The sequence below is a fragment of the Mycolicibacterium anyangense genome (assembly GCF_010731855.1).
Taxonomy (GTDB): Bacteria; Actinomycetota; Actinomycetes; order Mycobacteriales; family Mycobacteriaceae; genus Mycobacterium; species Mycobacterium anyangense.
This window is the reverse complement of record NZ_AP022620.1, coordinates 5,086,308-5,106,156: the sequence shown is the minus strand read 5'-3', so window position 1 is coordinate 5,106,156 and position 19,849 is coordinate 5,086,308. Positions and strand designations below refer to the sequence as shown.

Annotated in this window: 24 protein-coding genes; 8 read left to right on the top strand and 16 right to left on the bottom strand. The window is 65.6% G+C overall.

All coding sequences use genetic code 11. The features are described from left to right. Window positions 1-8 precede the first annotated feature (8 nt). Window positions 9-212, top strand: coding sequence for a cold-shock protein (locus G6N35_RS24085; protein ID WP_163806794.1), 204 nt, complete (start codon window positions 9-11; stop codon window positions 210-212). A 61-nt stretch (window positions 213-273) separates the two neighbouring features. Here the strand turns inward: G6N35_RS24085 and G6N35_RS24080 are convergent, their stop codons facing one another. The 3 genes from G6N35_RS24080 to G6N35_RS24075 all read right to left on the bottom strand — a co-directional run bounded on the left by G6N35_RS24080 (window position 274) and on the right by G6N35_RS24075 (window position 1,623). After that, the gene (locus G6N35_RS24080; protein ID WP_163806792.1) at window positions 274-783 is read right to left on the bottom strand and encodes a DUF5994 family protein; all 510 of its coding nucleotides are present in this window, start codon (window positions 781-783) and stop codon (window positions 274-276) included. Beyond that, window positions 780-926: a hypothetical protein gene (locus tag G6N35_RS26990; RefSeq protein WP_170313148.1), complete on the bottom strand. Its 147-nt coding sequence runs from the start codon at window positions 924-926 to the stop codon at window positions 780-782. Before G6N35_RS26990 ends, G6N35_RS24080 begins: the two co-directional genes overlap by 4 nt. A 190-nt stretch (window positions 927-1,116) precedes the next feature. Then, window positions 1,117-1,623, bottom strand: a complete 507-nt coding sequence (locus G6N35_RS24075) for a DUF5994 family protein (protein WP_163806790.1) — start codon at window positions 1,621-1,623, stop codon at window positions 1,117-1,119. A 345-nt stretch (window positions 1,624-1,968) separates the two neighbouring features. Between G6N35_RS24075 and G6N35_RS24070 the strand changes: the two genes are divergently transcribed. After that, window positions 1,969-3,099 carry a N(5)-(carboxyethyl)ornithine synthase gene (locus tag G6N35_RS24070; RefSeq protein WP_163807899.1) on the top strand — a complete coding sequence of 377 codons (1,131 nt, stop codon included), beginning with the start codon at window positions 1,969-1,971 and terminating at the stop codon, window positions 3,097-3,099. 61 nt (window positions 3,100-3,160) lie between these two features. Here the strand turns inward: G6N35_RS24070 and G6N35_RS24065 are convergent, their stop codons facing one another. The 6 genes from G6N35_RS24065 to G6N35_RS27110 all read right to left on the bottom strand — a co-directional run bounded on the left by G6N35_RS24065 (window position 3,161) and on the right by G6N35_RS27110 (window position 8,181). Beyond that, complete coding sequence (locus G6N35_RS24065; RefSeq protein WP_163806787.1) at window positions 3,161-3,964, bottom strand: transglutaminase-like domain-containing protein; 804 nt, start codon at window positions 3,962-3,964, stop codon at window positions 3,161-3,163. A 27-nt stretch (window positions 3,965-3,991) separates the two neighbouring features. After that, window positions 3,992-4,114: a hypothetical protein gene (locus G6N35_RS27675; protein WP_281357044.1), complete on the bottom strand. Its 123-nt coding sequence runs from the start codon at window positions 4,112-4,114 to the stop codon at window positions 3,992-3,994. Between the two features lie 94 nt (window positions 4,115-4,208). Further along, window positions 4,209-5,684, bottom strand: a complete 1,476-nt coding sequence (locus G6N35_RS24060) for a glycoside hydrolase family 130 protein (protein WP_163806785.1) — start codon at window positions 5,682-5,684, stop codon at window positions 4,209-4,211. Continuing rightward, window positions 5,681-6,703 carry a glycosyltransferase gene (locus G6N35_RS24055; protein WP_163806783.1) on the bottom strand — a complete coding sequence of 341 codons (1,023 nt, stop codon included), beginning with the start codon at window positions 6,701-6,703 and terminating at the stop codon, window positions 5,681-5,683. Before G6N35_RS24055 ends, G6N35_RS24060 begins: the two co-directional genes overlap by 4 nt. After that, window positions 6,700-7,824, bottom strand: a complete 1,125-nt coding sequence (locus G6N35_RS24050; protein ID WP_163807898.1) for a glycosyltransferase — start codon at window positions 7,822-7,824, stop codon at window positions 6,700-6,702. Before G6N35_RS24050 ends, G6N35_RS24055 begins: the two co-directional genes overlap by 4 nt. 216 nt (window positions 7,825-8,040) lie before the next feature. Continuing rightward, complete coding sequence (locus G6N35_RS27110; protein ID WP_220098524.1) at window positions 8,041-8,181, bottom strand: ANTAR domain-containing protein; 141 nt, start codon at window positions 8,179-8,181, stop codon at window positions 8,041-8,043. A gap of 539 nt (window positions 8,182-8,720) precedes the next feature. On the opposite strand from G6N35_RS27110, the gene G6N35_RS24040 reads away from it, so the two are divergent. Beyond that, entirely contained in the window at window positions 8,721-9,173 is a 453-nt protein-coding gene (locus G6N35_RS24040; protein WP_163806781.1) for a DUF5994 family protein, read from the top strand. Window positions 9,174-9,207: 34 nt separating this feature from the next. Here G6N35_RS24040 and G6N35_RS24035 read toward each other — a convergent pair whose 3' ends face one another. The 3 genes from G6N35_RS24035 to G6N35_RS24025 are packed head-to-tail and all read right to left on the bottom strand — an operon-like array spanning window position 9,208 to window position 11,379. Continuing rightward, on the bottom strand, window positions 9,208-10,371 hold the full coding sequence (locus tag G6N35_RS24035; protein WP_163806779.1) for an NADH-ubiquinone oxidoreductase-F iron-sulfur binding region domain-containing protein: 1,164 nt from the start codon (window positions 10,369-10,371) through the stop codon (window positions 9,208-9,210). Further along, window positions 10,364-10,906 carry a ferric reductase-like transmembrane domain-containing protein gene (locus G6N35_RS24030; protein ID WP_163806777.1) on the bottom strand — a complete coding sequence of 181 codons (543 nt, stop codon included), beginning with the start codon at window positions 10,904-10,906 and terminating at the stop codon, window positions 10,364-10,366. Before G6N35_RS24030 ends, G6N35_RS24035 begins: the two co-directional genes overlap by 8 nt. After that, window positions 10,903-11,379, bottom strand: coding sequence for a hypothetical protein (locus G6N35_RS24025; protein WP_163806775.1), 477 nt, complete (start codon window positions 11,377-11,379; stop codon window positions 10,903-10,905). The genes G6N35_RS24030 and G6N35_RS24025 overlap by 4 nt, the downstream gene beginning before the upstream one ends. A gap of 130 nt (window positions 11,380-11,509) precedes the next feature. Here G6N35_RS24025 and G6N35_RS24020 point away from each other — a divergent pair, with 130 nt between their 5' ends. The 3 genes from G6N35_RS24020 (at window position 11,510) to G6N35_RS24010 (ending at window position 14,692) form a co-directional block, all read left to right on the top strand. Further along, on the top strand, window positions 11,510-11,968 hold the full coding sequence (locus tag G6N35_RS24020) for a DUF5709 domain-containing protein (RefSeq protein WP_163806773.1): 459 nt from the start codon (window positions 11,510-11,512) through the stop codon (window positions 11,966-11,968). A 229-nt stretch (window positions 11,969-12,197) separates the two neighbouring features. Continuing rightward, entirely contained in the window at window positions 12,198-13,844 is a 1,647-nt protein-coding gene (locus tag G6N35_RS24015; protein ID WP_163806771.1) for a fatty acyl-AMP ligase, read from the top strand. A gap of 29 nt (window positions 13,845-13,873) precedes the next feature. Continuing rightward, entirely contained in the window at window positions 13,874-14,692 is an 819-nt protein-coding gene (locus G6N35_RS24010) for a GAF and ANTAR domain-containing protein (RefSeq protein ID WP_163806769.1), read from the top strand. Window positions 14,693-14,699: 7 nt separating this feature from the next. On the opposite strand, the gene G6N35_RS24005 is transcribed toward G6N35_RS24010, so the two are convergent. Next, window positions 14,700-15,455 (bottom strand): GAF and ANTAR domain-containing protein, encoded by a 756-nt coding sequence (locus G6N35_RS24005; RefSeq protein ID WP_163806767.1) that lies wholly within the window; start codon window positions 15,453-15,455, stop codon window positions 14,700-14,702. A gap of 48 nt (window positions 15,456-15,503) precedes the next feature. Next, window positions 15,504-16,211, bottom strand: a complete 708-nt coding sequence (locus tag G6N35_RS24000; protein ID WP_163806766.1) for a GAF and ANTAR domain-containing protein — start codon at window positions 16,209-16,211, stop codon at window positions 15,504-15,506. 271 nt (window positions 16,212-16,482) lie between these two features. On the opposite strand from G6N35_RS24000, the gene G6N35_RS23995 reads away from it, so the two are divergent. Further along, window positions 16,483-17,595 (top strand): fatty acid desaturase family protein, encoded by a 1,113-nt coding sequence (locus tag G6N35_RS23995; RefSeq protein WP_163807897.1) that lies wholly within the window; start codon window positions 16,483-16,485, stop codon window positions 17,593-17,595. 184 nt (window positions 17,596-17,779) lie between these two features. Here the strand turns inward: G6N35_RS23995 and G6N35_RS23990 are convergent, their stop codons facing one another. Next, complete coding sequence (locus G6N35_RS23990) at window positions 17,780-18,583, bottom strand: glycoside hydrolase family 16 protein (protein ID WP_163806764.1); 804 nt, start codon at window positions 18,581-18,583, stop codon at window positions 17,780-17,782. A gap of 97 nt (window positions 18,584-18,680) precedes the next feature. Between G6N35_RS23990 and G6N35_RS23985 the strand changes: the two genes are divergently transcribed. Next, window positions 18,681-19,160, top strand: coding sequence for a hypothetical protein (locus tag G6N35_RS23985; RefSeq protein WP_163806762.1), 480 nt, complete (start codon window positions 18,681-18,683; stop codon window positions 19,158-19,160). On the opposite strand, the gene G6N35_RS23980 is transcribed toward G6N35_RS23985, so the two are convergent. Beyond that, window positions 19,157-19,804 (bottom strand): NUDIX hydrolase, encoded by a 648-nt coding sequence (locus tag G6N35_RS23980; RefSeq protein ID WP_163806761.1) that lies wholly within the window; start codon window positions 19,802-19,804, stop codon window positions 19,157-19,159. The two genes, G6N35_RS23985 and G6N35_RS23980, sit on opposite strands and share 4 nt — an antisense overlap. Between the last annotated feature and the right edge of the window lie 45 nt (window positions 19,805-19,849).

The following is a 19,849-nucleotide window of genomic DNA, read 5'->3' as shown; positions in this document are numbered from 1 at the left end:
AAAGATAGATGGCACAGGGAACTGTGAAATGGTTCAACGGCGAAAAGGGCTTCGGCTTCATCGCTCCTGACAGTGGCGAGCAGGATCTGTTCGTGCACTACTCCGAGATCCAGGGCAGCGGCTTCAAGTCGCTCGAGGAGAATCAGCGCGTTCAGTTCGAGGTCGGCCAGGGCCCCAAGGGTCCCCAGGCGACTCGGGTGTCCGCGGTCTGATCGGACCACAGACCACACCAAGGGCTGGTACGGCTATGCCGTGCCAGCCCTTGGCATTTGATCAGCTTTGCGGTGTCTCCGCGACCTCATGCAGCGGCGTCTGCGCGGATTGGGTAGCGCTCTGAGACTGTGCGGCCCGCACCACCCGGTCGGCAGCCAGATACTCCGCGTTCTCGTGCTCCGACACCGGAATCGGCATATCGGCGGCTCTACGTAGCACCATCAACCCCAGCGCGGGTGCCGTCATATGCGGTATCACGAGCAACCGGGCGCAGCCATTTCGGCCGACGACGACCATGATTCGCTGCCGGCTGTCGTTCCACCGCATCTTCGCCAACGCAGCGGAGCTGTGGGTGTTCAACATGGGCGCCCCGGAGGTAGCCGACCAGTTGATGCTGATGTCGACGATCTCGCCCAGCGTCGAGTGCAGAGCTTCGATCAGTTCGGGCAACTCGCGGGCCATCGATCCGGTATGCGGCCACCACGCACCGTCGATGTCGGCGCCCAGAGCACGATTGAGGGTCAGGCGTACGGGGCTGGCGGTGCGGCGCGGCCCCCGCAGCCCATTCACGACGAGGCCGGACGCTGTGCGGGGTTCTCGGAGCGGCCTTCCAGATCGGAGAAGACCGGATTCTGAACGGGCTCGCTGTCCTTGTCGTAGGCCGCGGCCTCGACAACCTCAACGGGCTGCGAGAAAAGGTCGGAGTGTTGCATGTGCAGGGTCCTAAGAATTGGCGGGTCGATCCGCGGACGTCTCACGACAACGCATCAGCGCTACTGACGGACCTGCTTTGACACTACACCCGCAGCCTGTGCGGCCCGCCTGACGCGGGCCCGACGGAGCGCCCGATCTGCCATACCGGCGGAGGTTACGGGTGCCGACAAACAAGGCGCGGTCACGGCATCAGACTGCCGACGAATCGGCGGCGAGCGCACCAGGCAGGGCACGCCAGACAACGCTTTCGGCCTTCGCTGCCCGTAGAACGCAGTCGGCTGTCTCTAGGATCGGATTGTTCAGATCGTCGGCAGAGAGGGCCATCGACGCGGCCCGACGCAACACTATCCGGCCCAGAGCGGGGGTAGTCGAGTGGGGCACCACCAATAAGCGCGCTTGGGCGGTGCGGCCCACGGCAAGCACCAAACGTTGCCTGCGGTCATTCCAGCCAAGCATGGACATCGACCCCGAAGAAAGCGGCTTGAGCACAGGTGCCCCCGCGTTCGCGGACCAGTTCAGTGCGATGTCGACGATCTCACCCAGGACCGGCCGGAGAGCGTCAACAAGGGCGGGCAGCTCGCGCGCCAGAAGCCCGGAATGCGGCCACCAGGCACCGTCGATCTCGTCGCCCGGAGACGGGCTTACAGTGACGCGCACAGGACTGGCCAACCTGCGGGCATTACTGCTGAATGTCACGCCGTCACCAAGGTCACGACAAGGACATCGGACCGGAGAAGTTCGTTCATGGGGAGTTCCTCACGCGGGTTGCAGGGCTGATCCCGGACGCATCAGCATAGGAAGACAACCGCTAACTCGAGTCGGAACTCAGGCAACCGTACACCGGGTAGACGTGCCGATGGCCGTACTCCGAGACTTCCCAACAGCACCAAGAGCGTAAGGTTGATCGATCGGGCCCGACCAGGACCCCAAGCCAAGACGGCCCGCATGTCTGAAAACCCGCATCACCCATCATCATCTCACCAGCCCGGTTGTTCGCCCTACTCGGAAACTCCTGGTGGAAAGCCCTTTTCGATGGGCGTCATGGCTCACTCACGCAAGGAGAACGAGTATCGACTGCCGATCCATCCCGCACATGTCGGCAAGATCGATCCTCCACTGCGACAACGGATCTTCTTCGAGGAAGGCTACGGCGAACGATTCGATATCGATGATGACGCGTTGGCCGCCATCATGGGCCGTGTGAGGTCGCGCGAGGAACTGCTGGCCGACTGCGATGTGATCCTGCTACCGAAGGTGCAGGCCGGGGATCTCGCGGACATGAGAGAAGGACAAGTCGTATGGGGCTGGCCACACTGCGTTCAGGACACCGTGCTGACACAGGCGGCCATCGACGGTCGCATGACATTGCTTGCATTCGAAGCGATGAACCACTGGCATGACGACGGCACCTTCGCATTGCATGTCTTCCACAAGAACAACGAACTCGCAGGCTATTGCTCGGTATTGCACGCGCTGGAGCTGGCCGGGTTGACCGGCACCTACGGTCGCCGGCTGCGTGCCGCCGTCATCGGATTCGGTGCGACAGCCCGTGGAGCAGTCACGGCGCTCAATGCGCACGGCGTCGATGACGTCCGAGTGCTGACCAATCGGGAAGTAGCCGCCGTCGCCTCGCCGATCCACTCGACGCAGATCTTCCAGATGCACCAGGACGAGCAGATCCCTCAACGCGTGTGGGCGGATTCCCCTGATGGCCCGGTTCCAATGGCGGAGTTCCTTGCGGCCAACGACATCGTGGTGAACTGCGTTCTCCAGGATCCCTCGGCACCACTGATTTTCGTCAATGCAGACGAACTTGGCGCGTTCGGACCGGGCAGCTTGATTGTCGACGTGTCATGCGACAGCGGCATGGGATTCAGTTGGGCGCGACCGACCTCATTTGTCCAGCCGGTCATCGAAATCGCCTGCGGTGTACACTATTACGCCGTGGACCACAGCCCGTCCTATCTGTGGAACTCGGCGACTTGGGAGATCAGCCAGGCACTGTTGCCTCATATCGCCGCCGTGCTGGGCGGCCCGGCAAGCTGGGATGCATCGTCGACGATCTCGCGGGCCATCGAGATTCGCGACGGTGTCGTCGTGAACCCGGCGATACTCGACTTCCAGCACCGTCGCGAGGCCTACCCGCATCCCGTCGTCGCCGTGGCAGGCTGAGTGATCGCCAGACTCCGCGCGAAGCTCCACTAACCGCAAGCGACCGGATGCGGCCCGTCGATCAGCAGATGGACACCAGCTGATCGATGGAATCGGTGGGCAGCTGGCCGTCGACGACGGCCTTCACTTCCAGCCAGCTCAACGTGATTGCACCCTTGTGGTTGTCCAGGAATGCGGTGTCCGCCGCGTCGCGGCCCGTGGCGATACGCACCAAGGATTGCCGCGGGGCAAGCAGCGTTCCGTCGACCACGCGCCACTGACCATCGACGTACGCTTCGGCCACTGCGTGGAAATCCATGGGATACAAGCCCGGTGCGTACACCGACACGACCCGGGCCGGGACGTTGACCGCTCGCAGCAGAGCGACCACAAGGTGCGCGAAGTCACGACAGACTCCGGCACCTGCCAGCAGGGTGTCGACAGCACCGTCGATCGGATCGCTGGATCCGGGCACGTAACTCAGCCGAGTGCCCACCCATCGCGACACCTTCTCGAGGAGCGCCGACGAGTCGTGGTAGCTACCGAATTCCGTTGCGGCAAAACCATAGAACTTGTCCGCCTCGGCGTAGCGACTAGGCCTCAGATACATCGACAGATCGTGCTCGGTGACCGGTGCGGGGGCCGTCGTACCCACGACGGTCGCTTCATAGTGCACCTTCAGTGTGCCGACGGGAACGTCGAGTTTGTGGATGCGGGAGCCGTGCATTCCGCTGATCTCCAACGGCGTGACAGGCGAACCGTCCAGCACAAAGGACAGCGACTCGCGCACCGAGGTGCCCGGGTGCGGCGCAACAGCGATCTGGAACTCCAACGTCGTCGGCGCGGTGATCTCAACTTCGAGGTCTGCACCCACATCTCGCTTCATACCAGACCATGATCCAGTGGCGGAGGCTCAGCGTCCACCGGGAGGCGGCCGGACGTCTGGATCCATCGATCCACCTTCGGAAACCCAGCTCTCCTTTGCATTGACGAGCTCGGCGTCGGTATCGACGTCGATCACGGGTGGTTCGTTCATGTCCGTCATGTCAACGCTCTCTCTCCGCCCGCGGTAGCAGCGACTCGGTTAACTGCGCGCGCACAGTCCGACCGGGTACTTCTGCCCGGCGTGCTCAAGCCCCCAGCGCCGACAGCAGATCAGGAAGCCGAGCTGTCGCAAATCCGATTGCAGCATCGCCGATTCCGTAGGGCAACAGCAGGGTGTCGGCGTGGACGATCGCCCCACACGAGTAGACGACATTGGGTACGTAACCATCGCACTCCTCTGGCGACGGGCTCAGCAATGGTTCGCGAAGCCGCCCGATGACGCGGGTCGGGTCGTCGAGATCGAGAAGCAAAGCCCCTATGTGGTACGTGCGCATCGGCCCGACACCGTGTGTCAAGACGAGCCAGCCGGACTCGGTCTCGATGGGCGATCCGCAGTTTCCCAGTTGCAAAATCTCCCACCTCTCCGTCGGCTGCTGGCACCGAACCGCCGTGCTCCAGATGTACGGCCGATCCGAGAATGCGATCGCGTTGCACTCTCGGTCGGCCCGAGACAGAGCGGCATAACGCCCGTTGATGCGACGAGGGAACAGTGCGAGTCCCTTGTTGGCTGCGGCGGCTCCGACGACGGGCCGGGACGTGAATGATTGGAAATCAGTAGTTTCCAGCATTTGCTGCGCGATACTCGACCCGTTGTAGGCGGTGTAGGTGGCGTAAAACTTCGCAGCTCCGTCCTCCTCGACGAAACGTACGAAGCGTGCGTCTTCGAGGCCGACGGCCTCCGCGCTTGTCGCCGGCCACAGCACGCGCTCCGACATCGGCACCCGCTTGCGGAACTCGACAGCGTAGTAACGATCGGCGATGGCGCGAATCGTGGCGATGGTGCCCTGCGCGTGCCCGCGGGTGCTGCGGTGGGAGTGCAGCCGGGCAAGTTGCTCGTCGAGATCGGCGCGGGTGAAGCGGTCACCAAGCGCACCGAGAACATAATCGGCCGTCTCCCCCACGTCGTCGAGTCGAGCCAACTCGGCCCCGAACGTCTCGGCGTCGAGAACCGCCGGGCCGACCCAGCCGACCGTCGCGAGCTCCACTGGGCGGTCGATTCGGAGGTTTCCCGTCGAGTCGATCACCCCGGTGCGAAATCCGGTCGAGGACATGTGCCCTTCCCCGATACCCCGCACGCTCATGACGACTCTGAGATCACCGTCGGGCAGCCCCGACTGGTCAGGATGCGCGACGATGCTCGGATTACACAGCGCAGCGCCCTCGACAGCGTACTCGCTGGTGAAAGCTGCTCCGAGCAACAACATCCTCGCCTCGGACAGGCTCTGCCCGGGGCGGAGTCGATCGGCGAGTTCGCGCGCGTGCACACGGAAAGTGGCGGCCAGATCCCGGTGCCGGTGTTCGAACCGGGTGATCACTTCGTCCAACGAAACCAGCACGTCCTCGTCGGTAAGGGCCAGGACACGCTGCAGCACCGCCGCTGCCCGCGAGTCCTCGTGGTCGAAACCCTCCTGACCCGGTACGAAGAAGCGGGTGATCACCCGCGCGGGATTGGCGGCAAGTCGCTGGGTGCCGCGGGTAGCCAACTCAGTGGTGGACGTCATTGCTGCAGAAGCGATACTCGTTGGGCATGCTGCAGGGTCGACAGCACAGCCAACGTCGACTCCGCCCCCTGGTTGCGGTTGACCCCGTCGGGCTGCAGGCCGTCGAAGCCGGCCCCGGTCTCGGGATCCCACATCAGCACGTTGACGTCGTTGGCTCCCTCGAACCAGGCGGCGGCCGCACGGATCACCTCAGGCCATTCGGCGCTGGCATCGACCGCTGCGGCTCGCGAGCACGCGTCGGCGAGCGCCGCAATCTCGATCGGCTGTTGATCGAAGGCTGGCCCGTGCTCCCCCGGTCCCCGACCCGCGACCGGCGTGGGAGACAGGTGACCGTCGGTCGTTTCCACACTGAGCAGCCAGGACAGCAGTGCGAGTCCACGCTGCCAGAGTCTGGGCGCCTCCAGCGCGACGCCGCAGGCGATCATGGCCTCTGCGAACACCGCGTTGGCATAGGTCAGCCGCTGTTCGGGCCAGGGCCATTCCGCGTCGTCGCCGGGTCGGGGAATCGACATCGCATAGTCGGTGGCCAGACTGAGGGCAACGGAGTGGTCAGGGCGCGCCGAGATGACTTCGGCGGCGCCGAGAGCCGCATAGGCCATCGCCCTGGGCCAGGGCGACCTGACCTTGGCCGAGCGTTCGAACTGGATGAGAGCCGACGTGCGCACCCACGGCACGGAGCTGTGAGCGACTGCAGTTCCCAGACCCCATAGGCATCGGCCCCAGCAATCGGCGAGACCAGGCTCGTCGGTCCACTTGCCCGAGCTGTCCATCCGGTTGCGGCAGGCGCCGGTGAGCGACTGAGCATCACCGAGGAATCGCAGCGCAATCCCTGCGATCCGGTTGAGGTCTCCAGGGGGATTCGGTTCACGGGTGGCCACCACCAACACCCGGGCCATGTCGTCGGTGCAGTAACCGTGGCTCGGGTCCGGCTTGTCAAGGATGGCGTGTTCGAAGGTGCCGCGGCTGTCGGTCATGCGGACGAGGTGCTCGAAGGACGGCACAGAGGATTCAGGATTCATAACGCTGCCGATCGCTTGGCACACAACTGATTTGCCACCGCAAGATACTCGGCTGCGACCATCGACCACGCCATGGTCGGCGCAATCGACCGCGCCTTGGCCGACATTGTCCCGGCCAGGCAGGGGTCGGTCAGAACACGACGCAAGGCAGCTGCGAGCGCCACGGAATCGTCTTGATCGACAACAATTCCGGTGCCGTCGCGGAGCAACTCGATTGCGTGCGGAAACTTGGTGGCCACCACTGGACGGCCGTTGGCGATCGCATCGACCAAGACCCCCGAGGTGACCTGCTCGGTGGAGTCATAGGGCAGCACGACCACCGACGCAGATTGGACTAGCGCGCTCAGCGAGTGGGCGTCCCGGTAGGAGCGGTCGAACTGCACACAGTCAGCGACTCCGCCGTCGATCGCCCGGGCGAGGAGCGCTTCGCGGTACGCCTCCCCCTCCGCGGCCAGCACTTTCGGATGGGTGAGCCCGGCGACGATGTAGTGCGGGCAGCCAGGAAGGTCGCGCAGTGAGGCCATCACATCGATGACCCGCTCGATTCCCTTTCCGGGTCCCAACAGCCCCCATGTCAACAGAATCGGTCGTCCCGAGCGCTTCACGTGAGTGCCCGCCCCGACGTGCACGCCGTGGGCGATCGTGGACACCTTCCGGCGGTCGACGGAGTAGCCGCCGACGAGGCGATCGCTGGCCGCTGTCGTCATGACCACGACGTGATCGGCCATCGTCGCGATGGCCTCCAGGACCGATCGCTGATGTGGCGTGGGATTTTTCAGAATTGTGTGAGCGACGACGATCGACGGCACGCGTAGCCCGCCGATCAAGTCGACGACATCCTCGCCGTCGCGGCCGCCGTAGATGCCGTACTCATGCTGAATGACGGCCACATCGCAGGCGTTCAGCAGTGCCGAACACTCAGCTGTCGATGCCGGTGAACCAGTGACCAGTTCCCCCACGACCGCGGTGTGGTCGGTGGGCGAGCCGTCGGCGATCCGCACCACGTCCACGTCGACACCGTTGCCCCGCAGACCATCGGCTAGGGCCGCGCTGAAAGTAGCAAGACCACAGCACGTAGGCGGATACGTACTGATGATGCCGACCCGTTTGACACCCGGAATATGTTGACGTGTCGCAGGATAGAGCAGCGATGGAAGGGGCGAAAGAAAATTCAAGGTGATCCCGTCTTGCGGTCGTCACCGGTGTCCGGCTTGAGCTGATGCTCGTCAAAGTCAGCGGCGTACAGCTGACCCGCCCCGGACTGGCTGGGTTACCAACACAGTCGACACTACACCCCCACTCACGACGTACGGCGGACGCGGGCACGGCGTACCGCCTCATCGACTCATCGACGAGGCTGCGAGCGACATCGCCAACTTGCGCTGCTCGGACTGGCTGATCGAACGGAGCTGATCGAGTGCCTCGTCGGTACTTCGCCCGGTGCGGCCGCGCATCACGCCGACCGCCTGGTCGATCACCGGCCGGCAGACGAGCGCATGCTGGAGCCGGACAGTGAGAGCCAGCGCCCGGGCCAGGTTCCCGCATTGTGCACAGCCACCGCCCGCCACCCCGGCACCGGCGGCGGTCGGTATCGCCCGCGCTGCGGGAATCTGATCGCGGCCCGCGGCGTGGAATTCAGGTGTAGCGTCAGTGGACGGGACCAGTAAACGGCCCCCTGATGAAAGGGGCACCAGTGTCCGACAAATCGCCTCGACAATCAATGTCGAAGAAGTCCGCCAAGTCATTGAAAGAGAAACGAGCCGACAAGCGCGGCAAGGGCGATGGTTCACCGAGCGATCCCGTGCTCAACAACAAGGGTCGCTAACGTTCCCATACGGTCGCAGTTGTTGCCGCACAGGGTATTTCATCCTGCATCATCGATGCATATCGCTCCATCGAGCACTGCCCCACTTGGATCAAGCGTAAGCTGGGCGGTAGCGCCGGCATTTTGCACGTGACCACAGCGTGTTGCCGACGGACATATCGGTCGTCGAACGACCGGAGAACGGAGCGTCTCATGACGCAGTCCCACACCCGACCATCACAAGGTTGGCAACAACCTGCACCCCAGGAGACCCCGCGTCTGCGGCTCAAGTCCAAGGCGCCCTCCACAGGTCTGGTAGACGGAGCCTGGTGGCCGCACAGCACCGATCTCGCGGCCGAGGTTCCCGACCTGCTCGCGGTGCTCTCGGTGCGACTCGGAATCATCAGTGACGTGCTGTACCGGGTGACCGAATGGGTCAAGGCCCCCAACAAAATTCTCGTCGGCAACCGGTCCGTGCGGCTGGCCGGCTACCAACGGCAGCCTGCCCACACCGCCGAGGTAGTCGGGGTCAGCGGCCGCCGGCTGATCCTTCTGGTGGTGCCGCCCGCGACCTCACCCGAGCAGGCTCACGCCGTCATGATGGCGGCCGCGGTTCCAGATGACGCCTCGAGCATCGACGAACTGCTCGCGATGGCGCAGAAGTAGATGATGCGCTGCACGCGTCTGGACTGATCGGCCTTTAGTCGCGCACCACCGCGTCGGCCGCGGTGCAGCGATCGTGATGGTGCAGTTCGATATCGGTGGCGAACGCGCGCAGCGCACTGCGGACAAACCGTGCCGAGCCGTCCGGGTGCCGGCACGATCCGCGGCCGTCGACCAGCCGGGTGATGCGCCGAATCTCCTTCACCACAGCATCATTGGCCCGACCGTAGGCCAGCTCGTCGACCAGCTGCGCCAGCCGAGGCAAGCCATTGCGGCACGGACCGCACTGGCGGGCACTCTCGTCGGCCAGGTAGCCGACGATCTCGGCGGTGCGCGCCAGCCCGCACTCGGTGCGGCCCAGGGCATGGATGATGCCCGCACCCGGGCTGGCTCCGAGCTCTTTGAGTCCGGCCCTCGACAGTCGAGCACCGGCGAAAGAGTCAGCGGGAAGCCAACTTCCGTGATATCCACCGACCAGCACGGCGGACACGCCACGCGGGTCGATCAGGTTGATCAGTGGCGTGCCCGTCGGCACCTCGAGCACGCCCTGGTTGTCGAGCGCGCCGGAGAGCGTGACCAGCATGGTGCCGGGCTCGTCACGGTCCCCCACCGAACGGAACCATTCCGGGCCGTAGCGGGCGATGAGCGCGATGTGGGCCAGCGTCTCGACGTTGTTGACCAGGGTCGGGTTCCCGCGCACCCCGGACACGGCGGCCACCACGATGCGGTCGCGCGGCAGGGCCGGCCCGCCCTCGACGCGGCGAACCACGGCTGACTCCTCACCGGCGACAAACGTATCGGGCGCTTCGATCACCGTCACCCGATTCGGTCTCTCAGCAAGGGCTTTGGTGACCGCGGCGACGGCGGCGGCGTGCACGTAGAGGTACACCTTGTCGGCGTCGATGGCCGCGGCGGCCGCTTCGAGTCCGTCGATCACCAGGTGCGGCGCCTTGGTCAGGAGCAAGGCGTCTTTGCGGCTCAACGGTTCACCCTCGGCGCCGTTGCCGACGATCACCGGCTTGCGTCCGGTGATGGTGGCCATCTTGCGGGCGGTGGGGAATCCCGCGCCGCCACGCCCGGACAGGCCGGCCGCCTCGATCGCCGCGATCAGGTCCGGGCCGACCTCGGGCAGGGGGCCGAAATGCTTGTGGTGCTCGGTGAGTCCGGGGCCGTGTGCGCCCAGCAGCCTGGTGTCACGCATCGGCGTACTCGGTGAAGTTGGAGCGCAACCGCCACACCAGGCTGGCCGCCACGATCAGCGCGCAGCAGCCGGCGAAGGCCAGGAACCAGATCCGGTCGGTATCGGTGCCATTGCCCAGCGCGTGCGCCATCGCGATCGGCCAGAGCAGGTAGGTCACCCAATGGATGATGCGAAAGACTTTGAGCCCCAGACGCTGTCGTAGCAGGCTGGTGAGGATGACGACCACGAGAACATCGAAGGCTACGGTGCCCAACCCTTGCCATAGCGGCCGGTAGGCGCCCAGGAACGGCACGACGAAGTCGATCAGGCGCAGCTTGGCGTAGGGGTCCATGAACAGCAGACCCATGTGCAGCAGCACTAGGAGCGTCGCAGCCAGGGCGACGAAGCGGTGCACGTCAGCGACGGCGAAGCGCGGCAACGCCACCAGTGGACGTCCCGACCGGGTCCCGATGCCCAACGCCACCGAGATCGTCATGAATGCCAGCGCGACGATGCCATTGCCACGGCCCAGCGCCCACAATGCCTCACTGGTCATGAGCCGCGCGAGACCGTCACATGCGGGGAGAAGTTGTTGCCGCCGCCGGAGACCGATCCCCCGCTGGGAATGTGGCTCTTACGGATCGGGAACGCCGACTGCCCTGATGACGACGAGGACGAAGAAGACGACGAGGACGGGGCCTGCTGCTGCACCGGCGCTTGCTGCTGCACCGGCGCCTTCGGCGTGTAGACCGGGGTGTAGGTCTGCATCGGCGCCTGCACCACGGGCGCCGGGGCCGGTGGCGGGGTGTCGACGGGCGGCGGAGGCGGTACGTCCACCGGTGGCGGCGGCGGGGCGACGACGGGAGCCGGGTCGATGACCTCGGGAGCGGGGACCTCGGCCACCGGTGGCGGCTTGTAGGTGTCCGCGTAGGCGAGGGCGGAGGCGCCGGCCACGCCGGCCACGCCGATTCCGGCCAGCGTCCAGGAGGCGACGGCGGCCCGGCGGAATCCGGAGCGAGGTGTCTTCATGGCATCGAGCGTGGCAGTCGATTTTTAGGGCGCTCAAAGAAGTCGCTATGTGCCTGCTAGGCGATGACCAAAGGCCTTAGTTGTTGCTGTGACCGTGGCTTGTGCTGCAGATCGTGCCATTGTGGATGGTGTGAGCACCTGGGATGACACCACGATCGAATCCGGTGAGTACAGCGTCGATGACGACAATCAGCTCCAGCCGGAGGACACCCTGGTCGACCGTGGCGTCGACGACATCCTCGACGAGGGCATTTCCCCGCCGGAGCGGCCGTACGCCAAGACCGTGCTGGACCATCCGGGCAAGGAAACCCTCGACGAGCTGCTGGCCGAGGAGGAGCCCGACCCGCTCTCGCGGATCAACAACGTGCTCGACGAGCTGGACCAGGAGCGTTCCGACGAGGCCGAGCGCGAGGCGGAGTTCCCGGAGGACGACGAGGTAGGGCGGGCCCGCTCGGGTCGGCTGGTGGCCTCGAACCTCGGCTCCGGGGAGGACGACGACGCCGAGCTGTTCGCCTCCGACGTCGGCATCGACGGCGGAGCGGCCTCGGCCGAGGAAGCCGCGATGCACATCATCGGCGACGAGGACTAGACGGCTGACTTCCCCAGCCCATCCGGTGCGGGCGCGGTACGGTCAGCAGGGCTGACGACACAGCCTCACGGAAACGTCACGGTGGCGATCTGAACGCCCCACCGCACCGGTACGCCGGTCCGACGCGAACCGACCACAGTTCTGGCGCCACCGGCGCTTGGCATGGGCAGCATTGCCTGCAGCCACAACAGTGCGGGTCGAGCATCGCGCGGCATGCACGAGGACATCCATGAGCACATTCACCGAGACGATGTACGGAAATGCCCGGTGGAGCAGTAACGGCATGGTCACAGGGGAGCCCGACGCCCCAATACGGCGCAGCTGGGCCGAGATCAACGCGCTAGCCGCCCGGATCGCCGGCGGGCTGGCCCGGGCGGGCATCGGCCACGGCGACGCGGTTGCTGTCCTCGCCGGAGCCCCTGTCGACATCGCACCGACCGCGCAGGCGATCTGGATGCGGGGCGCTTCGGTCACGATGCTGCACCAACCGACCCCGCGGACGGACCTGCAGCGCTGGGCAGCGGAGACTACCGCGGTGATCACGGCGATCAACGCCGCCGCCGTGATCATCTCCGAGCCATTCCTGGCCGCCGTACCGCTTCTCACCCAGGTAGGCATTCGGGTGCTGGTCGTCAACCAACTGGCCCGCACACAACCCGTGCGCCACCCCGTCGACACCGCCGAGGACGACCTCGCTTTCCTACAGCTGACATCCGGCTCGACGGGGTCACCCAAAGCCGTCCACATCACGCATGCGAACGTCGTCGCCAATGCCGAGGCGATGTTCGTCGGGGCCCAGTTCGACACACGATCCGACGTGATCGTGAGCTGGCTACCGTGCTTTCACGATATGGGCATGACAGGTTTTCTGACGGTGCCGATGTACTTCGGCGGGGAGCTGGTCAAGCTCACTCCAATGGACTTCCTGCGCGATAACTTGTTGTGGGTCAAACTGATCGACAAGTACAAGGGCACCATGACCGCGGCCCCCAACTTCGCCTACCGGCTGCTGGCGAAACGACTGCGCCAACTCGACAGTCCGGGCCAGTTCGACCTGTCCTCGCTTCGGTGGGCGCTGTCGGGCTCCGAGCAGGTCGACCCCGCCGACGTCGAGGAACTGTGCGCCGCCGGCGCCCCCTACGGCCTGCGACCGGAGGCTATCGTGCCCGCCTACGGAATGGCCGAGACGACGGTGGCGGCGTCGTTCTCAGCCTGCGGAACAGGGATGGTTGTCGACGAGGTCGACGCCGACCTGTTGGCCGTGCTGCGCCGCGCCGTGCCCGCGGCCCGGCGCCACGTCCGTCGCCTGGTATCCCTCGGTCGTCTGCTCGACGGACTGGAAGCCCGAATTGTCGACGAGGACGGCGCCATTCTCGGCCGCCGCGGTGTCGGCGTCATCCAGGTGCGCGGTAAGTCCGTCACGCTTGGCTACACCACCCTCGCCGGATTCATCCCGGCGCAGGACGACGAGGGCTGGTACGACACCGGAGACCTCGGCTATCTCACCGAGCACGACGAGGTCGTCGTGTGCGGCCGGGTCAAGGACGTCATCATCATGGCCGGACGCAACATCTATCCGACCGACATCGAGCGTGCGGCGTCCCGGGTCGAGGGCGTGCGCCCCGGCTGCGCCGTGGCGGTGCGCCTGGACGCCGGGCAGTCACGCGAATCATTCGCAGTAGCAGTGGAATCCAGGGCTTTCGACGACCCCGAAGAAGTACGTCGAATCGAACATCAGGTGATCCACGAGGTGGTTGTCGAAGTCGAGGTCCGGCCACGGCGGGTGGCGGTACTGGCTCCCGGGGAAATCCCGAAAACACCCTCGGGCAAGTTGCGGCGCGCACACGCTGTATCGCTGGTCAGCGGTGGCGGGTAGATTGAGGATGCTCGTCGAGAGGAGGGTCGATGCCCGATTACGACGCGCAGCCCGGCCGCAGGCCTCCGCCAGAGCCTGAGCTATCCGCCGACCAGCTTCGGTCCGACGAACTCGACCTGAAACTCGGCCTCGACGGTCTGGCCAGAATCGTGCCAGGGGCCTGCACCGTCGACGACTTGCTCAGGCAGGTAGCCCAATTCGCCGTCCAGGCAATCCCCGGTGTCGATGCCGCGGGTGTGACACTGGCGCATCCCGGCGGGGTCGTCGCCGGAGATTCCAAGCCACGCATTCAAACCTGCTCGGTCACTGAAGAATTCGTCCGCGCTATCGACACCCTGCAGTACGAGGAGTTCAACGAGGGGCCCTGTCTCACCTGCATGCACACTCGCCGACCGGCCGCCAGCGGCTCGCTGGGCGGTGACCGCCGGTGGCCGCATTTCGGCGGCCGGGTCGCGCGTATGGGGGTGCGCTCCGTGCTGGCCCTGCCGCTGATCGTCGATGAGCAGGTGATCGGCGCGATCAACTCCTACGCCCACAGCCGGGACGCCTTCACCGAACACGCGGTGACACTCGGCGTCGAGTTCGCCCGTCCCGCTGCGGTATCGGTGTACAACGCACAACTGCTCAACGACGCCTGGCAACACACCGCACGACTGCAGGCGGCACTGAGCAGTCGAGGCGTGATCGACCAGGCGATCGGCATCATCCGCAGCCGATCCGGGGGCACCGAGCGGGAGGCATTCGACCGCCTCGCCCGGATCAGCCAAAACGAGCACATCAAGGTGTCCGAGGTCGCCGACCGAGTGGTCGACGAAGCGGTTCGCCGGGCCAGGGCCCGCCAGCAGTGAGCGACGCTCACTGCTGGGTGCGAGCCAGTTCTGCCATAGCCCGGATAAGCTCCGGCCGGGTATGGCGATCCCTGATCAGCCGGCGCGCCACGTCAGTGAGGTGCTCGCCGCGCGCGCGACTGTAGGTGCGCAGGATCCGGAATGCCTGGTCCACCGAAACGTTGAGCATCTCGCTGAGGAAACCCTTCGCCTGCTCGACGAGGACGCGAGCGGCGAGGGCGGAGCGCAAAGGTGAGACCACCGTCACGGGAGTGGGGGGATGCTCCTGCAGGACCGCCACACAGGCGATGTGGGCCAGCGTTTGGCCGACAAGCCGATCCGCGTCGTTGAGTTCACCGGGCCGGGTGCTGAACAGGCCGAGCGCGCCGAGCACCGAACCGGCTGCCCGCATCGGTACAGCGTGTACGGCCGTAAATCCCGCTTCCACGGCAGCGGGGACGAACTGCGGCCATCGCTGAGAGTATTCGCGCACGTCTGCGACCAACACCGGCTCACCCGTGCGGTAGCACTCGATGCAGGGCCCCTCTTCAGCTTGCAGTTGGAAAAGCTCGAGTTCGCGAGTCTGCTCTGAGGTGGCAGCCAGCAGGTGAAGTCGCTGCAGCGGGTCGGCGAGCAGGAAGCCCGCAGAGGCCACGTCGAGCAATTCGGCACACCGTTCGGTCAACTCGGTGAGCAGGTCGACGACGTCGAAGTCGTCGAGCAGGCTGTCGACCAGCGACACTACCGCGCTCAGCACGCGGGTTTCACGCGAGTTGTCGCTCACCGTGGCAATCCTCCCAGCCTTGGTGTGGATAGGGTTCTTCGCCGCGCATCAGTCGGCGTCCAGTCGCAGGCGGCGGTCCAGGATGTCCCGGGCGACCTCGGTGGCGCTTCGCCCGGTGGCATAGGCATGGGCCCGGATCCGGACCAGAGCCTCGGTAGGGTCCACATCCAACTGTGCCATCAACATCCCGGTGGCCTGGCTTACCTCTGCACGACTCAGCGCATTGAGCTCTGCCCAAGCGCTACTGCCGGGATCGTCGACAGCAGCGTCCAGGTCGGCGGATAACAGATCCAGCACGGGTACGCCGGCCAATTCCGCGGCGACCGCCAGACCCGCGAACTGCTCGCTGGGCAACACTCCAGGCCGCGACCGGAACAGGTCGAGAGCCCCGACACACTCACCGGCAGCCAAGACAGGCATAGCGAACACGCCCCGGATCTGGTGCTCGAGCATCGCCCGACCGTAGGTGGGCCAGCGCGCTTCCCCCGGGTGGCTGAGATCGACGACGAGCACCGGAACCTGCTCAGTCACCGCATCCAGGCAGGGTCCCTCCCCGTAGACGAACTGCAGTTCGTCGTACATCCGAGCCTCCGGCCCACTAGCACCCAACGTAGCGGCATTGGCGCCGTCGAAGACCAGTGAGATCGCGGCCGCGTCGACGTCGAGCAACAGTACGCATGCCTCGCAGAGCCGGTCAGCGGCCTGCACGCCACGCCGGCCGTCGAGCGCCGCGACAAACTGATCCTGGATTGTCACCCGGCGATGCCCGGCGTGGAGATTCCGCCCCAGGGTACGATTCGCGAGTTCATCACTGCAGCCTCCTCTAGTCGGCGTGCGAATACTCCGAATTGTCCAAGACTTCCACTGCCCGTCGCCGCTGCCACGGTACTCTGAAAGAGCTGGCACCACAGCCGGCCCGAGACGGGACCGCCCTTACGCGCGCCGCGAGCATCCGCTCACTGTCGGGCATGCCCTCCAATACCGTTGCGGCCCAATCATGCAACGGACTGCCCCTTGAGGACGTGCCATCGCCATCACCGACGTCGCCGGGTATGCCCACCTGAACCGACGGGACATCGACGCACTCGGTGCCGCGCTCGACGCGATCCGGACCGAGGTCGAGGAATCCCGCGGTTCGCGTGATGCCTCCTACATTCGCAGGACGATCCGGTTCCAGCGAGCCCTGGACGTAGGTTCGCGCTTGCTGATCTTCGGTACTCGCTCGCGGGCCGGCTGGGTGCTGGGTACCGTGTCGCTGGCGTTGGCCAAAAGCATCGAGAACATGGAAATCGCCCACAATGTCGGCCACGGGCAATGGGATTGGATGAACGACCCGGAAATCGACTCCACTACCTGGGAGTGGGACATGGCCGGTTTGAGTTCGCAGTGGCGCTACTCACACAACTATCGCCACCACGTGTTCACCAACGTAGTCGACGTCGACGACGACCTCGGTTTCGGGATCATGCGGATGTCCCGCGACGTCAGCTGGCGGCCGCGTAATCTGGCCCAGCCATTGCGCAACGTGCTGCTGGCCATCATCTTCGAATGGGGCATCGCACTGCACGGTCTGCATTCCGAGCATGAGCGAGCCGACACCGCCGCCGAACGAACAGCGCACACACAGGCGTTGAGAAGCAAGATCGCCCAGCAGGTGGTCAAGGACTACGTTGCCATCCCGGCTCTCAACGGATCTCGCTGGCGACGGGCGCTCACCGCGAATGTCGCGGCCAACGTGCTGCGCAACCTGTGGGCCTATGCGGTGATCTTCTGCGGGCATTTCCCCGACGGTGCCGAGAAATTCACGGTCGGCGCCGTCGAGTGCGAGACCAAGGCTGACTGGTATCTACGGCAGATGCTGGGCAGCGCGAACTTTCGCGCCGGACGAGTGCTGGCCTTCCTCAGCGGCAACCTCTGCTACCAGATCGAGCACCATCTGTTCCCCGATCTGCCGAGCAACCGCTACGCCCAGATCGCACAACGTGTTCAGGCGTTGTGCGCCACATACGGGCTGCCATATACGACCGGTCCGCTGCGTCGTCAGTTCTTCCAGACCCAGCGGACGATCCTCATGCTGGCGCTGCCTGATCGCTCGGCGCCGGCGGAGTCTGACCATCCCGTGAGCGCACAGCGCCGTTGATCGCCGACTTTGTGGCATGCCTTCCACCATCTACTCCTCGGCAGCGTTACGTCGATTGAAGCTGCCGCAGGTTCGCCCAGGCTGCTGGTCGGTCGAGCGTCGGGCGTCCTGAGACCCGCTCGACTGTCGAGGTTGGATACGCGCGCGAAGGCCGATCCGCGTACATACGGCCCACAGTCCGCGGCTACCACACCCGGATGTAGTCGATCAGCATGTTCGCCGGGTAGCTGCCCGGGCCGGGATCACCGCCGCCGGAGCCGGCGACCGCGAGGTCGAACACCGGGAACATCTGATAGCCGGGGTCGTTGAACTGCCAGTCCGGCAGGGTGTGCGCGGGCACGTCGTAATAGGGCGCGGCGCCGTCGACGTAGTCCTTCCAGAACCGCATGCCGGCGTCGTCCCACTGCAGCCGCCAGGTATGCCATCCGCTGTCGACCGTGATTCGCGAGCTGACGTGCTCGCCGCCGTTGAGCTTGGCGTGGATCGCTGTGGCCGGAAGCCACTTTCCGTTGCCGTACCACTCCAGGACGTCCACTTCGCCGCCGTTGACCGGGCTCTCGTTGGACAGGTACCAGGCCGGCCAGCAGCCGGGGGTCAGGCAGTCCAGCTTCATCCGGGTTTCCCAGGTGTGGCCGATGCCGCCGTTCCACTTCCCGAAGATCTTGCCGCTGTAGTAGGTGGGGCCATCCTTGGCGGCGCGGATCACCAGGTTGGAGTTGCCGTCCTGGAACAGGTTTCGGCGGTCGTCGCGGTACTGGCCGACGTTCTCGGGTAGCTCCCAGAACGTCGGGTCCTCCATCGACTCGCGGGCCAGCGCGGTGGTCCACTTCGCCGGGTCGGGCGGTGAGCCGGCGGGGCCGTCGAACTCGTCGTGGAAGAGATAGGTGCCGCTGGCCGGGGCTTGCGGGACCGGCCGGGACGGTGCGGCGGCGGCCTGTGGTGTGCGTGCGGCGGCGGCCAACAGGCCCAGGCCGGTGGTAAGCAGCATCTGGCGACGATCCATCAATCCATGTAAGCCGGACTGGCCGCGGCCGTGCAAGCTGGGCGCCGTGTGCATTGCCTGCCGATCGGCCTACGGTGGAGTGATGGCAGAACAGAGCACAGCGGTCAGTCTGTCCGAACCGCCCGGAGTGGTCATGCGGGTGATGAATCCGGTGCTGAAGTTCGTGTTGCGCACCCCCGCGGGTGGGGCGCTCAAGCAGTTCATGGTGTTGCGGTTCACCGGTCGCAAGTCGGGGCGGCAGTACACGGTGCCGGTGAGCGCGCACCTGCTCGACGGTCAGTTGTATGCCTTGGCGAATGCGACGTGGAAGCTGAACTTCCGCGGCGGCGGTCCGGCCGAGGTGACCCACGGTGGTCGGACGACCGCGATGCGTGGTGAGCTTATCGAGGACCCGGCGGCCGTCGCCGCGCTGTTCCATCGTTGTGCCACTGAGTACGGGCCGAAGAAGGCCGAGCTGATGATGGGCCTGAAGTTCCGCGATCCGCGGGTGCCGACGCTGGACGAGTTCCGCGCGGCAGTGGAGGCCGACAAGCTGGTCGCGATCAGGTTTGCCGCAGCCTAGGGCCGGCGCCTCCGGAACAGTTCGGCCGGGCGGCCGCGGTTGCCGGTGTTGACGGCCATCACGCCGGTTCCCACCACCAGCGGTTCCATGGTTCGACGGAACTTGTCGCGCTGCAGTGCCGTGCCGGCGACGGCCTCGTGGACCTGGCGTAGCTCGCGCATGGTGAACCGGGTGCCCAGCAACCGTTCGGGGTCGGGTTGGTTCTCGTAGCGTTCCCGGATGTCGTTCTTGGCCAGCCGGACGATTTCGGGGTGATCCCAGGCCAGCTCACCGGGCCGGTCGACCGGGGCCAGCCGGGTTGTCGTCGATCCAGTACCCAGGGCGTCGAGCTGTTCGGGCCGCACCACCGCCACGTGGGCGACCGAGAGCACCCAGTCCCGGTCGTCGCGGTCGGGATCGTCGAAGACGTGCAGCTGGCGGGGGCGGATTCCCTCGACGCCGAGCTTATCGCGCAGGCAGCGTTCCACTGCTTGGGCCAGAGTCTCCCCCGCGCGCAGGAACGTCCCGGGCAGCGCCCACTTTCCGATGTCGTCGCGGGCCATCTCGGCGACCAGCAGCCCGCGGCCTTCGTCCCAGGTCAGCAGCGCGGTGTCGACGGCGACGGTGGGCCGGGGATAGTCGTGCAGCTTCCTGTCCGTGGCCATGGTGGAGACCCTACATTAAGCGCATTATTTGCGCTAATTTAGATT

Bases quoted from the DNA above. Each gene is read 5' to 3' on its own strand.
- G6N35_RS24085 (WP_163806794.1), top strand. From the start codon at position 9: ATGGCACAGGGAACTGTGAAATGGTTCAACGGCGAAAAGGGCTTCGGC.
- G6N35_RS26990 (WP_170313148.1), bottom strand. From the start codon at position 926: ATGCAACACTCCGACCTTTTCTCGCAGCCCGTTGAGGTTGTCGAGGCC.
- G6N35_RS24070 (WP_163807899.1), top strand. From the start codon at position 1,969: ATGGCTCACTCACGCAAGGAGAACGAGTATCGACTGCCGATCCATCCC.
- G6N35_RS24065 (WP_163806787.1), bottom strand. From the start codon at position 3,964: ATGAAGCGAGATGTGGGTGCAGACCTCGAAGTTGAGATCACCGCGCCG.
- G6N35_RS27675 (WP_281357044.1), bottom strand. From the start codon at position 4,114: ATGAACGAACCACCCGTGATCGACGTCGATACCGACGCCGAGCTCGTC.
- G6N35_RS24060 (WP_163806785.1), bottom strand. From the start codon at position 5,684: ATGACGTCCACCACTGAGTTGGCTACCCGCGGCACCCAGCGACTTGCC.
- G6N35_RS24055 (WP_163806783.1), bottom strand. From the start codon at position 6,703: ATGAATCCTGAATCCTCTGTGCCGTCCTTCGAGCACCTCGTCCGCATG.
- G6N35_RS24040 (WP_163806781.1), top strand. From the start codon at position 8,721: ATGACGCAGTCCCACACCCGACCATCACAAGGTTGGCAACAACCTGCA.
- G6N35_RS24035 (WP_163806779.1), bottom strand. From the start codon at position 10,371: ATGCGTGACACCAGGCTGCTGGGCGCACACGGCCCCGGACTCACCGAG.
- G6N35_RS24030 (WP_163806777.1), bottom strand. From the start codon at position 10,906: ATGACCAGTGAGGCATTGTGGGCGCTGGGCCGTGGCAATGGCATCGTC.
- G6N35_RS24025 (WP_163806775.1), bottom strand. From the start codon at position 11,379: ATGAAGACACCTCGCTCCGGATTCCGCCGGGCCGCCGTCGCCTCCTGG.
- G6N35_RS24015 (WP_163806771.1), top strand. From the start codon at position 12,198: ATGAGCACATTCACCGAGACGATGTACGGAAATGCCCGGTGGAGCAGT.
- G6N35_RS24010 (WP_163806769.1), top strand. From the start codon at position 13,874: ATGCCCGATTACGACGCGCAGCCCGGCCGCAGGCCTCCGCCAGAGCCT.
- G6N35_RS23990 (WP_163806764.1), bottom strand. From the start codon at position 18,583: ATGCTGCTTACCACCGGCCTGGGCCTGTTGGCCGCCGCCGCACGCACA.
- G6N35_RS23985 (WP_163806762.1), top strand. From the start codon at position 18,681: ATGGCAGAACAGAGCACAGCGGTCAGTCTGTCCGAACCGCCCGGAGTG.
- G6N35_RS23980 (WP_163806761.1), bottom strand. From the start codon at position 19,804: ATGGCCACGGACAGGAAGCTGCACGACTATCCCCGGCCCACCGTCGCC.